Source organism: Propioniciclava sp. LT432 (assembly GCF_059515965.1).
The window spans coordinates 1-23003 of sequence record NZ_JCAKNE010000043.1 but is presented as its reverse complement, the minus strand read 5'-3'; the positions used below and the strand labels follow the sequence as shown (position 1 = coordinate 23003).

Sequence of the window (23003 nt, the reverse complement as noted above, 5' to 3'; positions counted from 1 at the left end):
GGTGCGGGTGGGGGGTGTGGGGAGGTCGGTGCGGGGGATGAATCCGGCGGTGATGGTGAGGGGTTGGGGTGGGATGTGTTGGGTGTGCCGGTGCCTCAGGTGGGTGCCTTGCCGGGTGACTTCGTAGCCGGACCCGAGCGGGCTGGTGATCGTGAACCGGCCCGGGTCGGATTGCTCGTACTTCCACTGGCCGTGGGTCTTGGCGCGGTGCACGAACTGCGACAGGCAGCCCAGGTTGCTGGGCCTGGTTTGCCGCGGCCGACCGTGGCGCCAGGACTGGGTGTGGTCTCGTTGGCAGCCGGCCGCGGGCCGGGACGAGAAGGGGAACACCTCGAACCCGTCCCGGACCACCACCTGCCGACCGATCCCGGCCGGCACCTCGTAGGCATCCACCGCCGGATCGTCGGCCAGGTCGATGACCGGCAGGACGCGGACCCGGTGGTGTTGCAGGAGGTCCCGGACCTGCCCCAGCAGCAGGGCCCCCAGGTCGCCGCCACCCCGGTTCGCGGTCGGGCCGACCAGTTGGGTCCGCGCCAACGGGCTCCCCGGCACCACGTGCACCACCAGCGTCGCCTCCGGACGCGGCAGACCACCGGGGAGTGGGGTGTCGCTCGGCTTGGCGAGATCGGCCAGGGCTTGCGCGCGCAACCGGTCGAGGGGGTCGGTCGCCCCGTCGGTGACCTTCTGCCGGGCGAGGGTCTCGACCGCGTTCGCCAGGACCAGGGCGTCCTCGCTGTGCAGGCGCGCGTACACACTCGAGATGCCCTCCCCCTCGTGCACGATCCGCACGAACGTCTCCGACCGCTTGCTGTCGGCCCGCTCGATCGCACCCTGGGGGTCGGCCGCCACGATCAGGCCCCCCAACTTCCGCAAGACGCGTGGCCACGCCAAGCGGCCCAGTGCCGGGAACAATGCCTCATCCACCTCCCGGCACGCCGACAGGGTGAGCAGGCTCGTCTTCTGGGCCAGCTTGCGGGCCTGCCACACCGGCAGCAAGCCCCGATGCAACGCCTCCCACGTCCGCGGCATCCGCTCCCGCAGGTCCACCACGTCCGACACCAGCGAGCGGGCACTGTCGGCCGAGAAGCCCATCAGGGCGGCGAGTTCGAGGATGAGGAATTCGGCGAACACCGGTGTGCCGTCGTGCCCCGACGCCACCAGGCGTTCGGCACCCTCCACCAGCGATTCGGGCACCGTGTCGTACAGGTCGACCAACTCGGCGACCAGATCCACCTCACAAACCTCCAGGGCACGACGACTCTCGCGCACCTGCACCAACTCACCCGCCACCTGGCGAGCACTCCTCAGGGGTAGGACTTCCATGACCACCACGCTAGAACTCACCACCGACACTTTTCGAACACGTGTGCGCAATGGGGGCGGTCGTGCTCGTGCGGTTCTGGGGCCCGGCTCTACTCGAGCGTGGACAGGAGACCTAGGGTTGCTCCATGACCCAGGCAAGCATCCCTCTCAACACGCCCGAGACCTTCGGTGAGGCCGCCCGCCACGACCGGGAGGGCATGACCGTGATCGACCTCCTTCGATCGGCGCCCTCGGCCAAGGAGGGCACGCGGCCGGCGGTGCAGCGGCTGCTGCAGGGCGACGGCGCCAACGTGATCGCCTTCACGTTCACGGCCGGCCAGACCCTGTCGGACCACAAGGCCGCACACCCCATCACCGTCCAGTGCGTGTCCGGGGTCCTCGACTTCACCTGCGAGGGCGAGACCGTTCGCCTCGACCCGGGCGTGGTGGTGCACCTGCGCGACCATGTCGTCCACCGGGTCGACTGCCCCCCGGACGCGGACGGGACCAGCATCCTGGTGCTGACGATGCTCACCGGAGAGCGCCATGGGTGAGTCGATGGGCGACACGGTGTTCGACCGCAGCACGGTCCTCTTCGTGCATGCCCACCCCGATGACGAGACCCTCGCGACGGGCGGCCTCATCGCCGAACTCGCGGCCCGTGGCGTCCGCGTGGCCGTCCTCACGGCCACGCGCGGCGAGCAGGGCGAGGTGGTGCAGGGCCCGCTCTCGCACCTCGTCGGCACGCCCCAGCTCATCGCCCGCCGGGAGCGCGAGTTGGCCGCCGCGTGCCGCGTGCTCGGGGTGCGTGAGCACGCCTTCCTGGGGGAGCCCCCGGCCCGGACTGACGACCTCGTTCCTCGTCGCTACACCGACTCCGGCATGCGCTGGCTGGACGAGGCCCAGACGGTGGCCGGCCCGGGTGACCAGGCGGGGACGGATGCCCTGACCAGCGCCACGAGCGCGGAGATCACCGCCGACATCACCGCCCACGCCCGGGCGATCCACGCGGATGCCATCGTCAGCTACGACGCCCACGGCGGCTACGGTCACCCCGACCATGTGGCGCTCCACGAGCCGAGCCGGGCGGCCGCGGCCGAGCTGGGGGTGCCGTTCTGGGAGGTCGTGTCCGACGATGCGGCCGCGGACGGTGATCCCGACACGGGCGACGAGCGCATCGAGACCCCGCAGCACCTGGCCCTGCTCCAGGAAGCACTTCGCCACTACGCCAGCCAGCTCACCGTCGACGACGCCGACGTGGTGCACGTGGGGGGCCAGCGCCAGCCGATCAGGACGTCTTTCTCCCTGAGGCGCCGCGCGTAGCGCCATCTGGACCACATGAACGAGGCGACCTTCTCGACCGAATCGCGCTGACAAGGGGTGACGTCGTCAACGTGAAGCGCCATCCGAACCAAATGTGGTCCAGATGGCGCTACGTCGAGGGAGGGAGGCCGAACGTCAGCCCAAGTCACCCCCGGTCAGCCCAGCTCAGCCCAACGCCGCCCGCAGGACGTCCAGCGGCAGCGAACCCAGGTTCAGGGCGCGCGAGTGGAATTCCTTGAGCGAGAACTCCTCGCCCCGCGCCTGGGCGGACGCGGCCGCATCGGCCCGGATCTGCTCCCAGATCCGCTGACCCACCTTGTAGGAGGGCGCCTGACCCGGCCAGCCGAGGTAGCGGTGCAGCTCGAAGCGGAGGAAGCCCTCGTCCATGTTCACGTTGTCGACCAGCAGCTGCCAGGCCTTGTCGTAGTCCCAGGTGCCGCCGCCGTACCGGTCGAAGGCCGGCTTGCCGAGGTGGACGCCGAGGTCCAGGACCACCCGCGTGGCGCGGAGACGTTGGGCGTCGAGCATGCCGAAGCGGTCGCCCGGATCCTCGAGGAACCCGAACTCCTCCATGAGGCGCTCCGCGTACAGCGCCCAGCCCTCGCCGTGCCCGGACAGCCAGCAGATCTGGCGCCGCCACCAGTTGAGCTCGGCCGCGTTGTACACCGCCTGACCGATCTGAAGGTGGTGGCCCGGGACGCCCTCGTGGTAGACGGTCGTCTTCTCGCGCCAGGTGTTGAACGTGGTGACGCCCGGCGGGACGCTCCACCACATACGACCCGGACGGGTGAAGTCGTCGGTCGGGCCCGTGTAGTAGATGCCCCCGGACTGCGTCGGGGCGATCATCGCCTCGATCGTGCGCAGTTGCTCGGGGATGTCGAAATGCACGCCGTCGAGCGCGGCCACGGCTTCGTCGGCGGTCGTCTGCATCCACGTGCGCAGCGCGTCCGTGCCGTCGAGCGTGCGGGCCGGGTCCTCGTCGAGCACGCGGACGGCGTCGGCCACCGTGGCCCCCGGACCGGCGATCTCACGGGCCAGGGCCTCCTGCTCGGCGGTGATCCGCGCGAGTTCCTCGACGCCCCACGCGTAGGTCTCGTCGAGGTCGATCCTCGCGCCGACGAAGAGGCGCGACATGCGCTGGTAGATGTCCCGGCCGACGGCGTCGTCCGGACGGGCGGCCGGTGCCAGTTCGTCGCGCAGGAACGCGGACAGGCGGCCGTAGGCCTCGCGGGCCGCGGCGGCGCCCCGCGCCAGGTCGGCGGCCAGTGCACCGTCGGGAGCGGACCCGTCCGGGCGGGCCCGATCGGCGCGTGCCCGGTCGGCGAGGGCGGTGAAGAACGACCCCTGCTCGTCGGCCAGGTCCCCCGTCTCGGTGACGGCCAACTCCACTTGTCGGATGGCGGGGGTGGTGCCGGCGGCGATGCCCTCACGCAGGGTCTCGATGTAGCCGTCGATCGAGGCCGGCAGGGACGCCATGCGTCCGGCGATGTTCGCCCAATGTTCGGCCGTGGTGGACGGCATCAGGTCGAAGATGTCGCGCAGGGCCTGCACCGGCGAGGCGATGTTGTTCAGGTCGCGCAGGTGGTCGCCCGCCTCGAACGACTCCATTTCCAGCCCGAGCCGGTCACGCATTGCGGCGAGCGTGACCTCGTCGGTGGCGTCCACCGGGGTCGACGCATCGAGCCGGGCCAGCGTGGCCCGGTCGAGGTCGGCCAGGGCCTGGTGGCCCGCCGGCGACAGGTCGTCGGACAGGTGGTCGCGGCCCGGGACGCCCAGCGTCGTCGCGAGCAGCGGACTGAGGTCGACGAGGGCGCGGGTGTGGTCCTCGGCGATGGCGTCGATCGGGGTTGTCTCTCTCACCCGGTCGAACCTACTGCCCGGGGGCTCTGCCGAGGTGGCGCGCCCTGCCTTTCACACTTCAGTCATTCCACACCCATCACCCTCCGGCGCGTCGGCGGGCTGTTCACCGTTTCGTCGACTGGCACTGTCACGATGGCCGGCATGACCGAGGTTTGGGCCCACCGAGGCGCGAGCGGGTACGCGCCGGAGAACACGCTTCCCGCATTCGAACTCGCACTGGAGCAGGGGGCGGACGCGTTCGAGCTCGACGTCCAGCTGACGAGGGACGATGAGGTCGTGGTCATCCACGACGAGACGCTCGAGCGGACGACCGACGGCCATGGCTGGGTCGCCGACCACAGCCTGGACGACCTGCGCCGCCTCGACGCGAGCTACGGCCAGGAGAAGTATGCCGGCACCCGCATTCCCACACTGGTGGAGGTCCTCGAACTGGTGCGCGACACCGGGACGGTGGTGAACATCGAGTTGAAGAACTCCCGCATGGCCTACAAGGGCCTGGAGGAGCGTGTCCTCGAACTCGTCGACGACTTCGACATGGCTCCGCGCGTGGTCCTGTCCACCTTCAACCACTACTCGCTGCGCCACCTGGTCCGACTGGGTGCGGCCACGGAACTGGGCGCGTTGTACTCCGAGCCGCTGTGGAAGCCATGGCGGTACGCCGGGACGCTGGGCGCGACGGCGCTGCACCCCTCGATCGCGGCCACGCGGCGCAAGATCGTCGAGAAGGCCCACGAGCACGGCATCGCCGTCAACGTGTGGACGGTCAACGAGCCGGACGACCTGAAGCGCATGCTCCGCCTCGAGGTGGACGCGGTGATCACGAACTACCCCAACGTGGCGCGCACGCTGATCGGCTGAACCCCCTCAGTGACCTGCTCGCTCGTCGAGCCCGATGAAGCGTCGCAACGGCTCCACGCCCTCGACGGTGATGGGGTCGCCGCGCACGAAGTCCTCGGGCAGGAGCAACAGGCGGTGCGAGGTGACCCGGCCGCCGCGGGGCTTCTTCCAGTCCAGGCCGTTGTCGCGGTAGCCCAGCTTCTGGCTGACCCGCAACGATCGGGGGTTGTCCTCGAAGACGGACGACGTGATGAACTCGAAGTCGAGGTGGTCGAACAGGAACGCGCACAGGGCCGCGCGCATCGCCGTCCCGATGCCGCGTCCCTGGTACGCGGTGCCCAGCCACGAGCCGGTCTCGCCGTAGCGGAAGGTCAGGAAGTCCCGCGTCGCCACGCCCTGGACGCCGACGACCTCCCCCTCCCACAGCACGCAGAGGTCGAGGGCCCAGGCGTCCTGCGACCAGGTCGCAAGCCCACGGGCCCACCACTGCAGGTAGTTCAGCGGGAGGTCGTCGGCGTCGGCATCGGTCCAGGGGAAGAGGAAGGGCATCTGCGCGGGGGAGTGGATCCCGCGTTCGGCCACGCGCAGGAGGGCGAGCACCTCTTCCTCGCCGATGCCGCGCAGTTCCAGCGGCCCGCTCGTGATGCGCAGGCCCAGGGGCGGGAAGATCTCCGCCAGTCGCGAGGGCATGCCCCGATCCTCTCAGGAGCGGCGCACGCAGCCAAGGGGTCCCCTCAAGCAGATCTATGCACGACAAGGTACTTGGTGGTACCGTATCTGCATGGCTGAAGACCGAACCGCACAGATCCGCCGCGGCGTGGTGGAACTCGCGGTGCTGGGCCTGCTCGCCCAGGGGGAGCGTTACGGCTCCCAGATGGTGGACGAATTGGCCTCCCGCCCCGCGCTCGCCCTCACCGGGGGGACGGTGTACCCGCTCCTGTCCCGCCTCCTCAAGGCCGGGCTGATCGAGTCGTCATGGCAGGAGTCGCCCGTCGGCCCGCCGCGGAAGTACTACCGTCTGAGCCGGTCGGGGCGGGACGCCCACGCCGACCTCAGCGCGGCGTGGGCCTCCGTGCGCGACACCCTCGACGACCTGCTCAAGGAATCCTGATGATCACCTCCCTCGACCAGCTCACCCCGGCCACCCGCGTGGCCGCCCTGGCCTGGCTGGACGCCGCCGTCGCCGCCGTGTCGCGGGACCTCCGTCAAGGCGTCCGGGACGAGTTCGCGATCGCCCTGTGCGACGCGCTCGACGTGCAGTCCACCCCGGAGGACCTCGCTCGCGTCGTCGCCGACCTCGGTCCCGTCGAGGCCGAGGGTGACGACGACGCCCCGGGTGTCGGCAATGTCTTCGGGATCCCCTACGACCTCCGTCGACCCACCGCGGAGCGGCTCAAGCAGGCGCTCTGGGCGCCGGCCGACCCGCACGTGTTGCGCCCCCGGACCTTCGGCCTGGGCTGGGACGTCAACTTCGGCGCGGTGTTCGTCAAGCTGGGCCTGATCGAGCCGGACGCCGAGGACGAGCCCTTCGCCAACACCCCGCACGACGCGTTCGCGCTCGGCGCCGCGCTGCCCATCCTGCTGGCCGGCAGCGTGGTCGCGCACTACGCGGTCCGCGGACGCTCCCTCCCGAACCGACTGGCCAGCCACTGGGACATCACCGGACGCCCCGACGTCTGGGTGGGCAAGGGCAGGGCCGCCGTCTCCGACCTCGCCGTCTCGCTCGGCGCGGCGGCGCTGGGTGTCGCGGCCGCGCGCTCACGGACGAATGGCGCCGGACGTGCCGCCAGGCTCGCGATCGCGGCCGGTGCCGCCACGGGAGTGGCGACGGTCACGGTCGCCCGTCCCTTGAAGAAGGGCGCGTGGTGGATCGGTCCCGGCCTGGTCGGTGGCATCCTCGGCAGCGCCGGGGTCACCCTGCTGGGCCTGGCCCTCGCGGGGGGGGGCGACGCCGAGCGGAGCAGCGACCTGGGTCAGTCGGCCAAGCCGTAGAGGCGGTCGCCCGCGTCCCCGAGACCCGGCACGATGTAGCCGTGCTCGTTGAGCCTCTCGTCGACGGCGGCGACCACGAGGGTGCACGGGACGCCGATGGGGTCGACGAGCGCACGCATCCGCTCGATGCCCTCGGGGGCGGCGAGCAGGCAGATGCAGGTGATGTGGTCGGCGCCCCGGTCGACGAGGAACTTGACCGTGCCGCCGAGCGAGCCGCCCGTGGCGAGCATCGGGTCGAGGACGTAGCACTGGCGTCCGGACAGGTCGTGCGGGAGGCGCTCCGCGTAGGTGAAGGGCTCCAGGGTCTCCTCGTCGCGCACCATGCCCACGAACCCGACCTCCGCGGTCGGCATCACGCGCATCATGCCGTCGAGCATCCCCAGCCCGGCCCGCAGGATCGGGACGACGAGCGGGAGCGGGTGGGACAGGCGTGCCCCCGTGGTGGTGGTGACCGGCGTGGTGACCGCGATCTCCTCGATGCGCACCTCACGGGTCGCCTCGTACGACAGGAGCGTGACCAGTTCGTCGACCAGGCGACGGAAGGTGGGGGAGTCGGTCTGGACGTCCCGCAACAGGCGGACCTTGTGGGCGACGAGAGGATGATCCACGGCGATGAGTTGCACGGGGTCATTCTTGCAGGAGGGGCGGCGTCCCGTTCGGTGACGCGGGAGCTGGGGGTGACGGGGAGTGCCGATTGCCCGGGAGTCTGACACGATGGGGGCCGAGGGGGAAGGGAGACCATCATGGCCGGACAGGACGAGGACTTCGACGCCGAACTCGCTGACCGCGGCGACGACCGGCCGGGCATCGACGACCGGCCGGGCATCGACGAGGTCGAGGAGAACGACTACTCCGCCCTCGGCCTGCGCGACCGCGAGGACATCGACGACTACGAAGACGACTCCGACGAGGACGAGTCGGACGACGATGACTCCGACGACGACGATGACGATGACGACGACGATGAGTCGGACGAAGACGATTCGGACGACGACGAGGATGAGTCGGACGACGACGATGAGGACGACTACCCCGAGGACGCCGGGGAGGACGACATCGACATCGTCGCGGCCCTCTACCGCGAGGACGGCCAGCCGGCCGGGGTGGCGCTGGACAAGGAACTCGCCAACGACCTCGACGGACTGATCGAGACCCTGCGCCGGGTGCCCGGCGACGCGGGCTCGGTCGGCGTGGTCAGCATCGACTCCGACTTCTTCGTGATCGTCCGCGTGCGCGGCCGCAAGGTGGAACTGCTGCTCTCCGACATCTCCGCCTCCCTCGACTGGCCCATCGCGCGCGACGCCGTCGACTTCCTCGGCCTCGACCTCCCCGACGACGATGACGACTCCGACCCGGTCGGCGACTTCGACCTGTTCGTCGACGTCGGCCTGCCCGAGGTGGAGTTGGAGGCGCTCACCACCGACGAGGACGCGGACCCCCTGGAGTCGCTCGAGGCCATCGTCGAGAAGCTCGGCTTCGCCGGCGTCTACGACAAGGTGGCCAGCGACTTCGACCTGTGAGCCGTCCGTGAGCGGCGGGACGCGCTGGGTCCCGGCCATGCGCCTCGCCCTGGCCGAGGCGGCGGACGCCGCGTCGCACGGAGACGTCCCCATCGGGGCGGTGCTGCTGGGCCCCGACGACACGGTGCTGGCGGCCGCGGGCAACGAGCGCGAATTGACGGGTGACCCGACCGCGCACGCGGAGGCCCTCGTGCTGCGCCGGGCCGCGGCGGAGCGCGTCCGGGCCGGTCGCGGCTGGTCGTTCGAGGACTGCACCCTCGTGGTGACCCTCGAACCGTGCGCCATGTGCGCCGGCGCGCTGGTGAACGCCCGGGTCGGACGCCTCGTCTACGGCGCGCTGGACGCCAAGGCCGGGGCCGTGGCGTCCGTCTTCGACGTCGTGCGTGACCCGCGCCTCAACCACCGTGCCGAGGTGGTCGGCGGCATCCTCGCGGACGAGAGCGCCGAGCTGCTCAGGACCTTCTTCGCCGGGCACCGGGCAACCCCCTGAGCCCGATTGGATTCGGGGGCGCGCGCCGCGATAAGCTGACAGACGGTGGCGTGTCCGAGCGGCCGAAGGAGCGCGCCTCGAAAGCGCGTGATGGGTCTCCCATCCGTGGGTTCAAATCCCACCGCCACCGCCAACGGCTCAGGCCTCGACCCCCTGGTGAATCAAGGGGTCGGGGCCTTGGTCATGTTCGGTCCCGGGTGGCCCCCTCAAGGACGCTCAGCAGGTTCCCGAGCGCGAGCTCGGCGGTTTGTTCGACGACATCCTTGGGGTCCCCGTCGAGGATGACGTGCTCGACATGCTCGTGATCGGGTCCCGCGACCCCGATGAAGACGGTGCCTTCGGGATGGCCCTCCTCGGGCCCGGGTCCGCCCGCGCCGGTGACCGCTACGGTCCAGTCGGCGCCCAGCAGCTTGCGTGCCCCGGCTGCCATCTGGCGTGCGGCCTGTTCGGTGACGACCGGGCCGGGATCGACGTCGAGGACCTCGAACTTCACCTCCGGGAAGTACGCGACGACGGCGCCGCGGAACCATTCGCTGGCGCTCTCGGCCGCGCCCAGGCAGGAGGCGATGGCCCCGGAGGTGAGCGATTCGGCGGCCGCGACGGTGGCGCCGCGGTCCAGTGCGATCCGCGCGATGTCCGCCGCGTGTTCCCGTGCCTTGTCCAGGTGCAGTCCCATCGAAAAAGCGTAGCGGTGCGGTGTGTCGTCGCAGCCGCGTCCGTCGGCTCCCTCTTCTACCGGGGGTCCGGTTCCTGCTTCCGTGTGCCTACATGGGGAGCAGGTCGTCCGCCTCCATGCGTGCGGCGGACGCCTCGGCGTCCGACCCCTCGGCCTCGGCCGCGATCTCGGCCGCGATCCGGGCGCGGTAGCTGGCCTTCTCCCGTGAGGTCCGCTCCCCGTCCCAGCCCAGGAGGGACGCCATGAGGTCACCCACCTCGTCCACGACGGCCTCGCCCCGGTCGCGGCGCTCGGCGTTCACGCGGACGCGGTTCACCAGGACGTCCTCCAGGTGGAGCGCCCCCTCGTGCAGGACCGCCCAGGCCACCTCGCCGCGCAGGTAGGCCGGTTCGCCGGCCAGCGGCCGGTTCAGGTCCCGGTCGGCCGACAACGCGGCGCAGAAGTCGTTGAGCCCCGAGCCGTAGCGCTCGAGGAGCTCGGCGACCTTGGCGTCCGTCCAGCCGAAGCGCTGGCCGAACGTCCCCGACCGGGCCTTGGACGCCGTCCAGCCGTCCGCGCCGAGCAGCGGCACCTCGTGGGTGATGCTCGGGCGGGCCTTGGCCCGTTCCTTCCCGAGGGCGAAGTCGACGGCGTCCTTCGCCATGACGCGGTAGGTGGTCAGCTTGCCGCCGGCGATCATCGTCAGCCCGGGGGTCGCCTCGGTCACGGTGTGCTCCCGGGAGACCTTGGTGGACGCCGTGGAGTCGAGCGTGCCGGGCTGCAGCAGGGGACGCAGGCCCGCCCAGGTGCCGATGACGTCGTCCTCGGTGAGCTTCTCGGCCAGCACGGAGTTGGCCTGGTCGAGCAGGTACTGGATGTCGTCGCGGTTGGGCACCGGGTGGCGGAGTTGCTCGTGCCACGCCGTGTCGGTCGTCCCGATCATCCAGTAGCGGGGCCACGGGACGATGAACAGCACCGACTTCTCGGTGCGCAGGAACATGCCGGTCTTCGACCTGATGCGCTCCTTCGGCACCACGATGTGGATCCCCTTGGACGCCAGCACCTTCAGGCCGCCGCGGGCCCCGGCGAGGTTCTGGGTCTCCTCGGTCCACACGCCGGTGGCCCCGATCACGTGGCGGGCCTTGATCCGGTGCTCGTTCCCGGTCTCGTGGTCGCGGATGATCGCGCCGTCCACGCGCCCCGCGGCGTCCTTGGTCAGCCGGACGACGGACGTCCGGGACGCGGCAAGGGCGCCGTTGGCCACCGCCGTCCGGATCAGGGTGATGACGAGGCGGGCGTCGTCCACGCGGGCGTCGTGGTAGACCATCGCGCCGACCAGCGTGGACGGGTCCAGCGAGGGCGAGTTCGCCAGGGCGCCCTTCTTCGAGAGGTGCCGCTGGATCGGGACCGCCGACTTGAACGCCGAGCCGATCACCGCCATCGCGTCGTAGAGGCCGACGCCGAGCGTGGAGTAGCCGCGCTCGATCACCGGCTGCTTGAACGGCCAGAGCAGCGGCTGCGCCTTGACCATGTGGGGGGCCAGCTTGCTGAGCAGGAGGCCGCGCTCGTGGAGGGCCTCCGCGACGAGCTTGAAGTCGAGGTTGTAGAGGTAGCGCAGGCCGCCGTGCACGAGGCGGGAGCTGCGCGACGACGTGCCGGACGCCCAGTCCTGGGCCTCGACGATCGCCGTGGTGAGGCCGCGCGTGGCGGCGTCCAGCGCGATGCCGGCCCCGGTGACACCACCGCCGATCACGAGGACGTCGACCCCCGCGGGGTCGCTCATGGTGGCGAGGTGGTCGGTCCGTTGGGCGCTGTTGAGGGAGGCGGTGCTCATGGGATCCATCTCATCGTGAATCCGCCGTCCGCGCACGTCGCAGCGCAGGTTGGCGCCCGCTAACCTGAACGGGGAGGACGACGATGACCTTGGACGCCATGCTGCTCATCGGGGCCGTCGTGCTGATCGCCGCCGTCGCCGCCGCGCGGCTCGGGGCCCGGTTGGGGTTGCCGTCCCTGCTGCTCTTCCTCGGGCTGGGCCTGGCGCTGGAGCTGTTCGGCCTCCGCATGACGGACGCCGGCCTGGCGCACGCGCTCGGCTTCGCCGCCCTGGTCTTCATCCTCGCCGAGGGCGGGTTCTCCACCAAGTGGGTGGACATCAGGGGGTCCCTCACGATCGCCGGACTGCTGGCCACGGTCGGCGTCCTCATCTCCATCGGGCTCGTCGCCGCGTTCTGCCACCTCGTGCTCGGGGCGGACCTCCCCCAGGCCGTGCTCATCGGGGCGATCACCGCCCCCACCGACTCGGCGGCCATCTTCTCGGTGCTGCGCGGCATGCGCCTGCCCGCGCGCGTCCGCTCGGTGTTGGAGGGGGAGTCTGGCCTGAACGATGCACCGGTCGTCCTGCTCGTCGGGGCCGCCACCGCGTGGACGATGGGTGACTTGCCGGGCGGGCCCCTGTTGATCGGGGGCACGATCCTGTTGGAGCTGGGCGGTGGCATCGCCCTGGGCGCCCTGATCGGCCTCATCGGCGGACGCCTCCTGCGCGGGGTGGCGCTGCCGGCGTCCGGCCTCTACCCCTTGGCAGCGCTGGCCGTGGCGGTCCTCGCCTACGGACTGGGCGTGTGGCTCCACCTGTCCGGCTTCGCGGCGGTGTACGTCGCGGCGCTCGTGCTGGGCAACAGCCAGCTGCCCCACCGCAACGCCACCCGCTCCTTCGCCGAGGGCATCGGCTGGATCGCCCAGATCGGGCTGTTCGTCATGCTGGGGATGCTCGCCGCACCCGAGAGCCTCACCGTCCAGATGATCGTCGAGTCACTCGCCATCGGCGCCTTCCTCACCTTCGTCGCCCGGCCGCTGTCCGTGGTGGCGTGTTCGGTCTGGTTCCGGGTGCCGTGGCGCGAGCAGGCGTTCATCTCGTGGGCCGGCCTGCGCGGCGCGGTGCCGATCATCATGGCGACCGTCCCCCTCGCGGCGGGCGCGCCCTCGGCGAGCCGCATCTCGGAGGAGGTGCTCGTCTTCGTCATCGTGTTCACCCTGCTCCAGGGGCCGACCCTGCCCTGGGTCGCGCGCCGGCTCGGCGTGGCGGGAGAGATCGACCCGCACGACATCGAGGTCGAGGTGGCCCCGCTGGACAGGATCCAGGCCGACTTCATGCAGGTGAGCGTGCCCGTGGGGTCGCACCTGCACGGCGTGACGATCCGTGAGTTGCGGCTCCCCCGGTTCGCGGTCATCGCCGTCATCCTGCGGGACGGTCACCCGATCGTGCCGCAACCGGGTGACCGGCTCGCGGAACGCGATGAACTGATGGTGGTGGTGCCGTCGGCGAGCCGGGCTGACGTGGAGCACCGCTTCCGCAGCGTCGGGCGGTACGGACGCCTCGCGCGGTGGTTCGAGGCCTGAACCCGGTCAGCCCTCGGGGTTGACGATCTCCAGGTCGGGCAGGCAGGCCTTGCCGTCCGGCAGGGGAACGCCGAACTGGGGGTTCGGGGAGGGGGCCGGCAGCTGCTCACCGATGACCACGTCGACGGTGCGGTCGGCGCGGCCGTCCGCCTCGAACGCGATGCCCTCGAAGGCCTGGCGCACGAGGACCACCTCGGGCGCATCCTCGGCGTAGCCGCGGACGAAGGACGTGGCGTAGTCGTCGCGGTCCGCGTTCGTGCGCTTGTAGACCTTGAAGCCGTCGGCGGACAGGATCGACCCGAGGCGCTTGGCCATGCCGTCGTGCGTGGAGCCGTTGTAGACCATCACGTACACGTGCTCGGGCTTGAGTTCGGGCCCGACCTCACGGACCACGCACGGATCCAGGGGCCTCGGCGGGACCGGGGTGCGGACCGCGTCGAGGCCCCACTGAGCCGCGAGGTAGACGAACAGGACGAGCAGGAGCAGCGTCACCGGCGTCTTCAACCTGCGGATGACCTGGCGTGCCTCCATGCCGTTCCTTCCCGAGGTGCTCGGCACAGGCTACTTCAGCTCGAGCACGCGGGCGTGCACCGACTGGCGTTGCTGCAGGGCGGCTCGGAGTGTCCGGTGCAGCCCGTCCTCGAGGTACAGGTCGCCCTGCCACGACACCACGTGGGCGAAGAGGTCGCCGTAGAACGTCGAGTCCTCCTCGAGCAGGATCTCCAGGTCAAGCCAGCGCTTGGTGGTGACCAACTGGTCCAACCGCACCTGCTGGGGTGCGATCTGGGCCCACTGGCGCTGGGTGTACCCGTGCTCGGGGTAGGGGCGCTCCTCGGCGACTCGCTTGAAGATCACGAGCGCCAGTCTAGGCGCTAGCCTCGTGGCATGACCGATGCCATCGACGCCATCCGGGCCGGCTACACGTTCGACAAGCCATCCATCGAGCTCGGCGTGCTGATCGACGAGGGCACCCCCGTCCCGGACGCGAGGATCCGTCTCTCGCTGTCCATGCTGAATCGCCACGGCCTGGTCGCGGGGGCGACCGGCACCGGAAAGACCAAGACCCTGCAGCTCATGGCCGAGCAGATCAGCCGGGCCGGCGTCCCGGTGTTCGCCGCCGACATCAAGGGCGACCTGTCCGGGCTGGCGATCCCGGGCGAGGCGAGCCCGAAGCTGCTCGAGCGGACGTCCGCCATCGGTCAGGACTTCACCCCCGCCGGCTGCCCGGTCGAGTTCTACGCCCTCGGCGGGCAGGGCACGGGCGTCCCGCTGCGGGCGACGGTGTCGCAGTTCGGGCCGCTGCTGTTGAGCAAGGTCCTCGGCCTGAACCAGACCCAGGAGAGCTCGCTGGCGCTGGTGTTCCACTACGCCGACGTGAACAGCCTGCTGCTGCTCGACCTCAAGGACCTGATGGAGCTGCTGAAGTTCCTGACGTCGGACGAGGGCAAGGGCGAACTGGCCGACATCGGCGGCCTCTCCAGGGCGACCGTCGGGGTCATCCAGCGCGAGGTGACGGCGCTGGCCGCCCAAGGCGGCGACCAGTTCTTCGGCGAGCCGGAGTTCGACACCGAGGACCTGCTCCACGTGACCCCCGACGGCCAGGGCGTGATCTCGCTGCTGGAACTCCCGAACCTGCAGGACCGTCCGGCGCTGTTCTCGACCTTCCTCATGTGGCTGTTGGCCGACCTCTACCAGGGCCTGCCCGAGGCCGGCGACCTCGACCAGCCCAAGCTGGTGTTCTTCTTCGACGAGGCGCACCTGCTGTTCGACGGGGCGTCGAAGGCGTTCAACGACAGCATCGAGCAGACCGTCCGCCTCATCCGCTCCAAGGGCGTGGGCGTGTTCTTCGTGACCCAGACGCCCAAGGACGTCCCCGAGGACGTCCTGGCCCAGCTCGGCTCCCGCGTCCAGCACCAGCTGCGGGCCCACACCCCGAACGACGCCAAGGCGCTCAAGGCGACGGTGAACACCTACCCGAAGACCGAGTACGACTTGGCAGAACGGCTCCAGCAGTTGGGCATCGGGGAGGCGATCGTCACCGTCCTGAACCCCAGCGGCGCGCCCACCCCCGTCGCGTGGACGCGCATGCGCGCCCCCCAGGCGTCCATGGACCCCCTCGACGCCGGTGCGATGGCGTCCGGTGTGCAGAGCTCAGCCATGCAGGCCAAGTACGGCACGGCGATCGACCGGGAGTCGGCGTACGAGGTGCTGAACGCCAAGCTGCAGGCCGGGGCGGAGGCGGCCGCCCGGCAGGCGGCCCAGGAGGCGGCCCAGCAGGAGGCAGAGCAGGCCGCCGCGGAGCGTCGCCCCTCGCCGAGTCGGGCGCCTCGGCGGGAGAAGTCGTTCTTCGAGCAGCTGACCGAGAACACGATGGTCCGCCAGATGGCCCGGTCGGCCGCGCGCGAGATCACCCGGTCGATCTTCGGCACCGGACGCCGCCGCTGACGTCTCGCGAGAGGGTGTTGACCGAACCCAGCTCCGTCCGTAATGTGGGACGGCTATGCGTGACTTCCCACCCGAGGTCTCAGCCTCCGACACCCCGACCTGGCGCTCTCCCCGCGACTTCCTGACGTGGCTCGTGCGTGGCCAGGCGGGTCTGGTCACCCTGATGAGCCTCCTGGTGGTGGCCTGGCAGCTCCCGAACGTGCTCTCGCCGTGGCTGCTGGGCCGGGCCATCGACGCCGGCATGATCGCCCGCGACCCGCTCGCCACCCTCGGGTGGGCCGGGTTGTTGCTGGTCGCGATCCTGCTCGGTGGGGCCGGCGGCATCCTTCAGCACACCTACGTCGTGCGGTCGTGGGTGATCGCGATCTACGACATCCAGAAGCGCGTCGGCCACACGACCGGACGCCTCGGGCACCTGCTCGCCCGCCGCACCCCGACCGGTGAGGTGCTGTCGGTCGCCAGCTCGGACGCCGACTCGTTCGGCGCCACCCTCGAGGTGTTCTCCCGCGCCGTCGGGTCGCTGATCGTGTTCGTGCTCATCTGCGGCCTCATGTTCACGACCTCACCGCCGCTGGCGCTGGTCGTGCTCATCGTGAGCCCGCTGCTGCTCGCGGCGTCCACGCCCGTGCTCCGGCCGCTCAGCGCCGCCCAGCAGGCCGAGCGGACCCAGAACTCCGAGCTGACCGGGCTGGCCACCGACATCGTCGCCGGCCTGCGCATCCTGCGGGGCATCGGCGGCGAGCGGACCTTCGGCGCCAACTACAACGCCCAGTCGCAGCGGGTCCGCCACCTCGGCGTCCGCGTCGGCACGTGGCAGGGCGTCGTCGAGGCCATCTCCGTGGTCGTGTCGGGCGGACTTCTCGTCGCCCTGGTCTACCTGGGCACCCACGAGCTCGCGGCCGGGCGCCTCACCGTCGGCGAGTTGATCTCCTTCGTCGGCTACGCGATCTACATGCTGTGGCCCCTGCAGACGTTCTTCGACTTCTCCCAGAAGTGGATCAACGGACTGGTCGCCGGGGGCAAGACCGCGGCGCTGCTCGCCCAGATGGCGCCGTGGCCGCGACGCACGGCGTCCGTCGGGCCGAACCCGCGGCTGGTGGACGAGGCCTCCGGTGTGGTCGTGGAGCCCGGCCAGCTGCTGGGCATCGTCAGCGCCGACCCGGACGCCTCGGCCGCGCTCGTCGACCGGCTGGGTCGCTACCTGCCCTCGATGGCCGGCACCTTCGATGAGGACGACGAGGAGAAGCTCAAGGGGCGCGCCCTGCGTCGCGCACGTGCCGAGAAGTACGCCCGCCGGGCGGCTCGAGCCAAAGCGGACGCCAAGGCCGCGGCCGAGCCGTGGGGCGTCACGGCGGACGGGGTGGACCTCGCCGACGTCTCGCTGGAGTCGCTGCGCGACCGGGTCGTGGTCAGCGACACGGGGTCCATGCTGTTCGCCGGCACGCTGCAGGAGGCCGTCGACCCGTGGGGCGAGGCCACCCGCGAGCAGGCCGAGGCAGCCCTCATCACCGCCTGCGCCGAGGACGTCTTCGACGCGCTCCCCGGCGGCTGGCAGGGCCGGATCGACGAGAAGGGACGCGGCCTGTCCGGGGGCCAGCGCCAGCGGGTCGTGCTGGCCCGCGCGCTGGTCCGCGACCCGGACGTGCTCTGCCTGGTCGAGCCCACCTCGGCCGTGGACGCCCACACCGAGGCGCGCATCGCCCCGCGCCTCGCCGAACACCGTCGGGGGCGGACGACCGTCGTGACCACGTCGTCCCCGCTGTTGCTCCACGTCGCCGACACCGTGGCGTTCCTGGTCGACGGTCGCGAGGTCGCGCGGGGCACGCACACCGAACTGATGGAGCGGGCCGACTACCGCCAGGTCGTCGCCCGCGGGATGGGGGCCGGGGAATGACCAACATCCTCACCGAGCGCCTGCCGGGTTCGGTGCAGACGTGGCGGGTCGAGCCCCCCGCCCCCCGCGTGCCGGACGCGCTGCGCGTCGACTCCTCGCTGCCCCCACGGGAGCGGCTGGCCGCCTGGAAGCGCCGGCACGTCCTGCGGCGCCGGCACGCCGAGGACGTGTTCGCGTCGTCCCGCAACCCCGAGCGCGGCCTGCCCGTGACCCGGGCCCGGAAGGCGTTCGCGTTCATCGGTGACCTGCTCTCGACCCGTCGTCGGCGGTTGGCGGCGATGATCGGCTTCAACGTCGCCGCCGCCGTCGCGGCGCTCGTCGTCCCGCGTTTGCTCGGCGACCTGGTCGACGACGCGGCTTCCGGCGCCTCGCTGACGCAGACCGACGTCGTGATCGTCGTGGTGCTGGGGGTCGTGCTGCTGCAGTCGGTGCTGACGTTCGCAGCGAAGCGCGCCTCGGCGGTGCTGGGCTACGACTTGCTCGCGGCGGCCCGGGAGAGTGTCGTCGGGACCGTCCTGCGCCTGCCGCTGGGGCACGTCGAGGCCGCCTCCACCGGCGACCTCGTCACCCGCATCACTTCGGATGTGGCGAAGATGAGCAACGCAGTCCGCTGGTCGCTGCCGCACCTGGTGACGTCGGCGTCCCTGGTGGGGCTCACGGTGGTCGCGCTGTTGTTGAACTCGCCGCTGCTCACGCTGCCACTCCTGGCGTCCGGGACGATCCTGTTCCTCGCCGTGCGGCACTACCTGCGCAACGCCATCGCCGGCTACATCACCGAGTCGGCCACCTACTCGAAGATCAATGCGACCATCACCGAGACGGTCGAGGGTGCCCGCACCGTGGAGGCGTTGGGGCTGGAGGGCATCCGACAGTCCCGGTTGGACGACGACACGGACGAGTCCGGCCAGGCCGAGCGGTACACGATGAGCCTGCGCAACCTGCTCTTCATGTGGCTCGACTTCGCCTTCCAGCTGCCGCTGGTGCTGGTCGTGCTGATCGGCACGTGGGGGTACGACGCCGGACTCGTGACGGTCGGGCAGGTCGCCACCGCCGCCATCTACCTGCAACAGCTCATCGGACCGCTGGACCGCCTGATCCAGGTGCTGGACCACCTCCAGGTGGGGGTGGCGGCCACCACGCGTCTGCTCGGCGTGGCGGAGGTCCCCGAGGACCGGACGCCGGGGGAGCAACGACCCAACGGGTCCGAGGTCGTCGGCCGTGACCTGCGCTTCGCCTACCGGGAGGGCCACGACGTCCTGCACGGCATCGACGTGGCACTCGCGCCCGGGGAACGGCTCGCTATCGTCGGCCCGTCCGGGTCGGGAAAGTCCACGCTCGGACGGCTCGTCGCCGGCATCAACCGGCCCCGGACCGGCGACGTCCGTGTCGGAGGTGTCGACGTCATGGACCTGCCGCTCGACCTGCTCCGCACCGAGGTGGCCCTCGTCACCCAGGAGCACCACGTCTTCGTCGGAACCCTGCGCGACAACATCGTGCTGGCCCGCGAGGGTACGGCGACCGACGAGGCGGTGACGGACGCCCTGGCCGCGGTCGACGCGTCCGACTGGGTGGCCAAGCTGCCGGACGGCCTCGACACGATGCTGGGCCGCGGCCGCACCGAGCTCACGCCGGCCCAGGCCCAGCAGGTCGCGCTCGCGCGCCTCGTCGTGGCCGACCCGCACACGCTCGTGCTGGACGAAGCCACCTCGCTCATCGACCCCCGGACCGCTCGACACCTGGAAGGCTCCATGCACGCGCTCCTGGCAGACCGGACGGTCGTCGCCATCGCGCACCGGCTGCACACCGCGCACGACGCCGACCGCATCGCTGTGCTGATCGACGGACGCATCGCCGAGCTGGGCTCGCACGATGACCTGATCGATGCGGACGGTGAGTACGCCCGCCTGTGGCGGACGTGGCGGTCGTAGGCCTGTCGTTCGTTGGTTCTGGTGAGAGCTCTGCTTCGATTCTTGGTCGCATGGCGCACGTCTGCCCGTGGCCGGATGGTCTCGACATCACCGTTGTTATGCTGGTTGCGGACGTCTGCGTCAAGAGGGGCAGACCTACCGGATCTGCCGACGGTGACATGGCTGTCATGCCCAGTAGCGGTCGTCGAGGGATGTGCATGAGAACGCGCATATGCCGGTGCGCGTTCCTGCGATGTGTCTGATTCCAGCCCTGCTAGATGACTGATTCGAATCCTGCTTCTTGTATGGTTGCTTCATGGAGTATGCACGCCGCATCCTGGACGACGAGTTGGATGAGCTATTCGGCCAGGTTCCAGCGATCGCGATCGACGGCGTCAAGGGGGTCGGGAAGACCACGACCGCCGGGCAGCGGGTCGCCGGGGTGGTGCGGTTGGATTCCAAGGCCGTCCGGGAGTCGATCGCCGCCGAACCGGAGCAGGTGTTGGGGCGTGGGCGTCCTCTGTTGATCGATGAGTGGCAGAAGGTCCCCGAAGTGTGGGATGTGGTCAGGCGTGCCGTGGATGCCAACCCGGCGGGCGGGCAGTTCTTGTTGGCCGGCAGCGCCACCCCCGCGCCGGGGGCCACCGCCCATTCCGGGGCCGGCCGGATCGGCCGGTTGCGGATGCGTCCCATGACCCTGTCCGAACGTGGCGTGTCCGAGCCGACGGTGAGCCTGCGCGACCTGCTGTCGGGACGCCGTGGGTCGCTGACCGGGTCGTGTCCCTTGACCTTGAGTGACTACGTGGAGGAGATCGTCGCCTCGGGGTTCCCCGCGATCCGACCCCTGGCGGGGCGGTCGCGAAGGTTCCAGCTCGACTCCTACCTGCACAACGCGGTCGATCGGGACGTGCCCGAACAAGGGCTGGCAGTGCGCAAACCCGAGGCGATGCTGAAGTGGTTGCGGGCCTACGCCGCGGCCACGTCGACCACGGCCAGTTACGCGCAAATCCTGGACGCCGCCACGCCGGGTCAGGGCGACAAGCCGGCCCGGTCCACGTCGATCGCCTACCGGGACGTGCTGACCGGCTTGTGGCTGCTGGATCCGGTGCCGGCGTGGGCGCCCTCGGGGAGTCTGTTGACCCGGCTGGGTCAGACCCCGAAGCACCATCTGGCCGACCCGGCGCTCGCCGCCCGCCTTCTCGGCCTGACCCGGGAAGCCCTGTTGGATGGCGCCGGGACGGCGGTGGGACCCCAAACGGGCAGCATCCTGGGGCACCTGTTCGAATCATTGGTGACCCTGTGCGTCCGGGTTCCCGCTCAGGCGGCCGAGGCCACCATTGGTCACCTACGGACCCGTAACGGCGACCACGAGGTTGACCTGGTGGTCGTCCGCGACGACGGCCGCGCTGTGGCTGTTGAGGTCAAGCTGGCCAACACCGTCACCGATGCCGACACCAAACACCTCCACTGGCTGGCCGACCGCATGGGCGACCAGCTGTTGGACGCCATCGTCGTCAACACCGGCCCGAACGCCTATCGGCGTCCCGACGGGATCGGCGTCGTCCCCCTCGGACTCCTCGCCCCGTGAACACCCAGGTCGTACCGGACAGCCTGCCCGCACCCCGGCAGGTGGGCGTAGCGGCGGGATCTCGGTGCGCCAGCGCGCCGCCGTGTGACGTTTCGACGTCGGGCGGGAACTACTGGGTATGAGACATCAACGGCCCGCTCGGGAGCGCGACTGGCTGGAACTCCTGTTCGACCGCCACGCCACCCAGTTGCGAGCGTTCGCCGTGCGCAGAGTGGCCGCCAGCAACGCCGACGACATCGTCGCCGACGTCTTCGCCACCGCGTGGCGGCGACGCGAGTACGTCCCCGACCCCGCGCTGCCGTGGCTGTACCAGACCGCCCGGAACGTCATCCTTCACCACTATCGCAGCGAAGCGCGTCGGGCCTCCCTGCAGCACGCCCTCGAGACGACCTTGCCACCAGCGGCGGCACCCTCGGCTGAAGAACAGGCGCGCAGCCTCGTCGATGACCTGCTCGACCGCCTCGACGACACCGACGCCGAAGTCCTCCGCCTCACCGTCTGGGAACAACTCACCCCCGCCGAGATCGCCCTCGTGCTCGACATCACCCCAGGAGCCGCCCGCACTCGCCTCCTCCGGGCCCGTCAACGAGCGCAACAGCTCTACCAGGCCAGCACCACCGCCGCTCCGTTGCGGCGCGCGCCTGCCACCGAACCCTGCTCCGCCACCCGCTAGGACACGCCATGACCACACAATTTGAAGATCAACTTCGTCAGCACGACCCCGCCGCCCACACGCCCGCGTTCACCGCCACCGAACGTGACCGGATCCTGCACGACGCCATCACCGCAATCCCCACCCCCAGACACAGTGGGCAGAGGATCATCCGGGTCTTGGTGGCCGCGTCCGCCGCCCTGGTCGTCGGCGGGCTCGGCTACCAGTCCGTGGCGGTCGGCGCAGCGACCGCGCACGCGTCCGAACTGCTGGCCCAAGCTGCGATCAGGGCCACCGATCCCGTCAGCCGGCCGGGCCAGTACTGGGAACTCACTTCCAGCGGGACCAGCCTGGTCACCGAATACGCCGGCCTCGACACCCGCGTGTGGCTGACCCGCACCACCAACACCGACTACGTCGCCGTCGACGGGAAACGTCCCAGCTGGTTCATCCGCGAACCCACCACCGTGGAACACCAACTCCTCGGCACCCCCGCAGACCGCACCACCCCGTACACCAAGACGGCCGTGTGGACCACGAACCTCACCCCGGAGCAGATCCCCGCCAGCTGGAACCAGCCCTCACCCACCTGGCTCGCCTCACTGCCCCGCGACACCCAGGCCCTGCGTGACAGGCTCTACGCCGACAACCAAGGCCACGGCAACAACCCCGACGACCAGGCCTTCACCGCCGTGGCAGACGTCCTGAACTCCGGGCTGGTGCCCGCCGATCTCCGCTCCGCCCTCTACGAGGTGCTCCGCACCATCCCCGGCACCACCCTGACCGACGACTCCGTCACCTTGTCGACCGGACACACCGGCGTCGGGATCGGCCGCCACGACGCCTTCGGCGGCCACCAATCCCTCGTCATCGACCCCGACACCGGCCAGGTCCTCGGCGAAATCACCGAAACCACCTTCATCCCCGTCGTCGGACCCACCATCAGCACCGAACAGACCATCAAACGGCGGCTCGTCGACAGCATTCCCCAGCCCATCCAGGACCAGGCGGACCGGGAGCACTGCACCATCACCAACAACACAGTCACCTGCTGAGACCAGCACACGAGCCGCCCCGGCAGGGGGCGGCTCGTTCCAGTTCAGCGCACCAGCGACGAAGTGACGCACATCCGGTTCTGCCGC

Annotated in this window: 22 protein-coding genes and 1 tRNA gene; 15 read left to right on the top strand and 8 right to left on the bottom strand. The window is 70.6% G+C overall.

Going from position 1 to position 23003, the window contains the following annotated elements:
- A partial coding sequence (locus AC5YDV_RS18205; RefSeq protein ID WP_496192523.1) for a DUF222 domain-containing protein occupies positions 1-1323 on the bottom strand: 1323 nt, incomplete at its 3' end.
- A gap of 125 nt (positions 1324-1448) precedes the next feature.
- Between AC5YDV_RS18205 and AC5YDV_RS18200 the strand changes: the two genes are divergently transcribed.
- Both AC5YDV_RS18200 and AC5YDV_RS18195 read left to right on the top strand, forming a co-directional pair.
- A complete protein-coding gene (locus AC5YDV_RS18200; RefSeq protein ID WP_496184930.1) occupies positions 1449-1856 on the top strand; it encodes a cupin domain-containing protein in 408 nt (135 codons plus the stop codon).
- Entirely contained in the window at positions 1849-2625 is a 777-nt protein-coding gene (locus AC5YDV_RS18195) for a PIG-L deacetylase family protein (protein WP_496184931.1), read from the top strand. The genes AC5YDV_RS18200 and AC5YDV_RS18195 overlap by 8 nt, the downstream gene beginning before the upstream one ends.
- A gap of 165 nt (positions 2626-2790) precedes the next feature.
- Here the strand turns inward: AC5YDV_RS18195 and AC5YDV_RS18190 are convergent, their stop codons facing one another.
- Complete coding sequence (locus AC5YDV_RS18190) at positions 2791-4485, bottom strand: DUF885 domain-containing protein (protein WP_496184932.1); 1695 nt, start codon at positions 4483-4485, stop codon at positions 2791-2793.
- A gap of 141 nt (positions 4486-4626) precedes the next feature.
- Here AC5YDV_RS18190 and AC5YDV_RS18185 point away from each other — a divergent pair, with 141 nt between their 5' ends.
- On the top strand, positions 4627-5343 hold the full coding sequence (locus AC5YDV_RS18185; RefSeq protein ID WP_496184933.1) for a glycerophosphodiester phosphodiesterase: 717 nt from the start codon (positions 4627-4629) through the stop codon (positions 5341-5343).
- Between the two features lie 6 nt (positions 5344-5349).
- Here the strand turns inward: AC5YDV_RS18185 and AC5YDV_RS18180 are convergent, their stop codons facing one another.
- Positions 5350-6012, bottom strand: coding sequence for a GNAT family N-acetyltransferase (locus AC5YDV_RS18180; protein WP_496184934.1), 663 nt, complete (start codon positions 6010-6012; stop codon positions 5350-5352).
- A 91-nt stretch (positions 6013-6103) separates the two neighbouring features.
- Between AC5YDV_RS18180 and AC5YDV_RS18175 the strand changes: the two genes are divergently transcribed.
- Positions 6104-6433, top strand: a complete 330-nt coding sequence (locus AC5YDV_RS18175) for a PadR family transcriptional regulator (RefSeq protein WP_496184935.1) — start codon at positions 6104-6106, stop codon at positions 6431-6433.
- A complete protein-coding gene (locus AC5YDV_RS18170) occupies positions 6433-7314 on the top strand; it encodes a hypothetical protein (protein ID WP_496184936.1) in 882 nt (293 codons plus the stop codon). The genes AC5YDV_RS18175 and AC5YDV_RS18170 overlap by 1 nt, the downstream gene beginning before the upstream one ends.
- Here the strand turns inward: AC5YDV_RS18170 and upp are convergent.
- The gene (gene upp, locus AC5YDV_RS18165) at positions 7296-7922 is read right to left on the bottom strand and encodes a uracil phosphoribosyltransferase (RefSeq protein WP_496184946.1); all 627 of its coding nucleotides are present in this window, start codon (positions 7920-7922) and stop codon (positions 7296-7298) included. The genes AC5YDV_RS18170 and upp overlap by 19 nt on opposite strands.
- A 135-nt stretch (positions 7923-8057) precedes the next feature.
- Here upp and AC5YDV_RS18160 point away from each other — a divergent pair, with 135 nt between their 5' ends.
- The 3 genes from AC5YDV_RS18160 (at position 8058) to AC5YDV_RS18150 (ending at position 9457) form a co-directional block, all read left to right on the top strand.
- On the top strand, positions 8058-8834 hold the full coding sequence (locus AC5YDV_RS18160) for a tRNA adenosine deaminase-associated protein (protein WP_496184937.1): 777 nt from the start codon (positions 8058-8060) through the stop codon (positions 8832-8834).
- A gap of 37 nt (positions 8835-8871) precedes the next feature.
- Positions 8872-9324, top strand: coding sequence for a nucleoside deaminase (locus AC5YDV_RS18155; protein WP_496184947.1), 453 nt, complete (start codon positions 8872-8874; stop codon positions 9322-9324).
- Between the two features lie 44 nt (positions 9325-9368).
- Positions 9369-9457 (top strand) — tRNA-Ser (locus tag AC5YDV_RS18150).
- A gap of 48 nt (positions 9458-9505) precedes the next feature.
- Here AC5YDV_RS18150 and AC5YDV_RS18145 read toward each other — a convergent pair.
- Both AC5YDV_RS18145 and AC5YDV_RS18140 read right to left on the bottom strand, forming a co-directional pair.
- A complete protein-coding gene (locus tag AC5YDV_RS18145; RefSeq protein ID WP_496184938.1) occupies positions 9506-10000 on the bottom strand; it encodes a CinA family protein in 495 nt (164 codons plus the stop codon).
- An 88-nt stretch (positions 10001-10088) separates the two neighbouring features.
- On the bottom strand, positions 10089-11813 hold the full coding sequence (locus tag AC5YDV_RS18140; RefSeq protein ID WP_496184939.1) for a glycerol-3-phosphate dehydrogenase/oxidase: 1725 nt from the start codon (positions 11811-11813) through the stop codon (positions 10089-10091).
- A gap of 83 nt (positions 11814-11896) precedes the next feature.
- On the opposite strand from AC5YDV_RS18140, the gene AC5YDV_RS18135 reads away from it, so the two are divergent.
- Positions 11897-13375 carry a potassium/proton antiporter gene (locus AC5YDV_RS18135; RefSeq protein WP_496184940.1) on the top strand — a complete coding sequence of 493 codons (1479 nt, stop codon included), beginning with the start codon at positions 11897-11899 and terminating at the stop codon, positions 13373-13375.
- Between the two features lie 6 nt (positions 13376-13381).
- Here AC5YDV_RS18135 and AC5YDV_RS18130 read toward each other — a convergent pair whose 3' ends face one another.
- Both AC5YDV_RS18130 and AC5YDV_RS18125 read right to left on the bottom strand, forming a co-directional pair.
- Entirely contained in the window at positions 13382-13906 is a 525-nt protein-coding gene (locus AC5YDV_RS18130) for a LytR C-terminal domain-containing protein (RefSeq protein ID WP_496184941.1), read from the bottom strand.
- A gap of 30 nt (positions 13907-13936) precedes the next feature.
- On the bottom strand, positions 13937-14230 hold the full coding sequence (locus AC5YDV_RS18125; RefSeq protein ID WP_496184942.1) for a type II toxin-antitoxin system VapB family antitoxin: 294 nt from the start codon (positions 14228-14230) through the stop codon (positions 13937-13939).
- A gap of 30 nt (positions 14231-14260) precedes the next feature.
- On the opposite strand from AC5YDV_RS18125, the gene AC5YDV_RS18120 reads away from it, so the two are divergent.
- The 6 genes from AC5YDV_RS18120 (at position 14261) to AC5YDV_RS18095 (ending at position 22916) form a co-directional block, all read left to right on the top strand.
- Positions 14261-15820, top strand: a complete 1560-nt coding sequence (locus AC5YDV_RS18120) for a helicase HerA-like domain-containing protein (RefSeq protein WP_496184943.1) — start codon at positions 14261-14263, stop codon at positions 15818-15820.
- 55 nt (positions 15821-15875) lie between these two features.
- A complete protein-coding gene (locus AC5YDV_RS18115; RefSeq protein WP_496184944.1) occupies positions 15876-17714 on the top strand; it encodes an ABC transporter ATP-binding protein in 1839 nt (612 codons plus the stop codon).
- A complete protein-coding gene (locus AC5YDV_RS18110) occupies positions 17711-19642 on the top strand; it encodes an ABC transporter ATP-binding protein (RefSeq protein ID WP_496184945.1) in 1932 nt (643 codons plus the stop codon). The genes AC5YDV_RS18115 and AC5YDV_RS18110 overlap by 4 nt, the downstream gene beginning before the upstream one ends.
- 295 nt (positions 19643-19937) lie before the next feature.
- Positions 19938-21209 carry an ATP-binding protein gene (locus tag AC5YDV_RS18105; protein WP_496183859.1) on the top strand — a complete coding sequence of 424 codons (1272 nt, stop codon included), beginning with the start codon at positions 19938-19940 and terminating at the stop codon, positions 21207-21209.
- A 118-nt stretch (positions 21210-21327) separates the two neighbouring features.
- On the top strand, positions 21328-21882 hold the full coding sequence (locus AC5YDV_RS18100) for an RNA polymerase sigma factor (protein ID WP_496183860.1): 555 nt from the start codon (positions 21328-21330) through the stop codon (positions 21880-21882).
- Between the two features lie 8 nt (positions 21883-21890).
- Positions 21891-22916, top strand: coding sequence for a CU044_5270 family protein (locus AC5YDV_RS18095; protein WP_496192504.1), 1026 nt, complete (start codon positions 21891-21893; stop codon positions 22914-22916).
- Positions 22917-23003 lie beyond the last annotated feature (87 nt).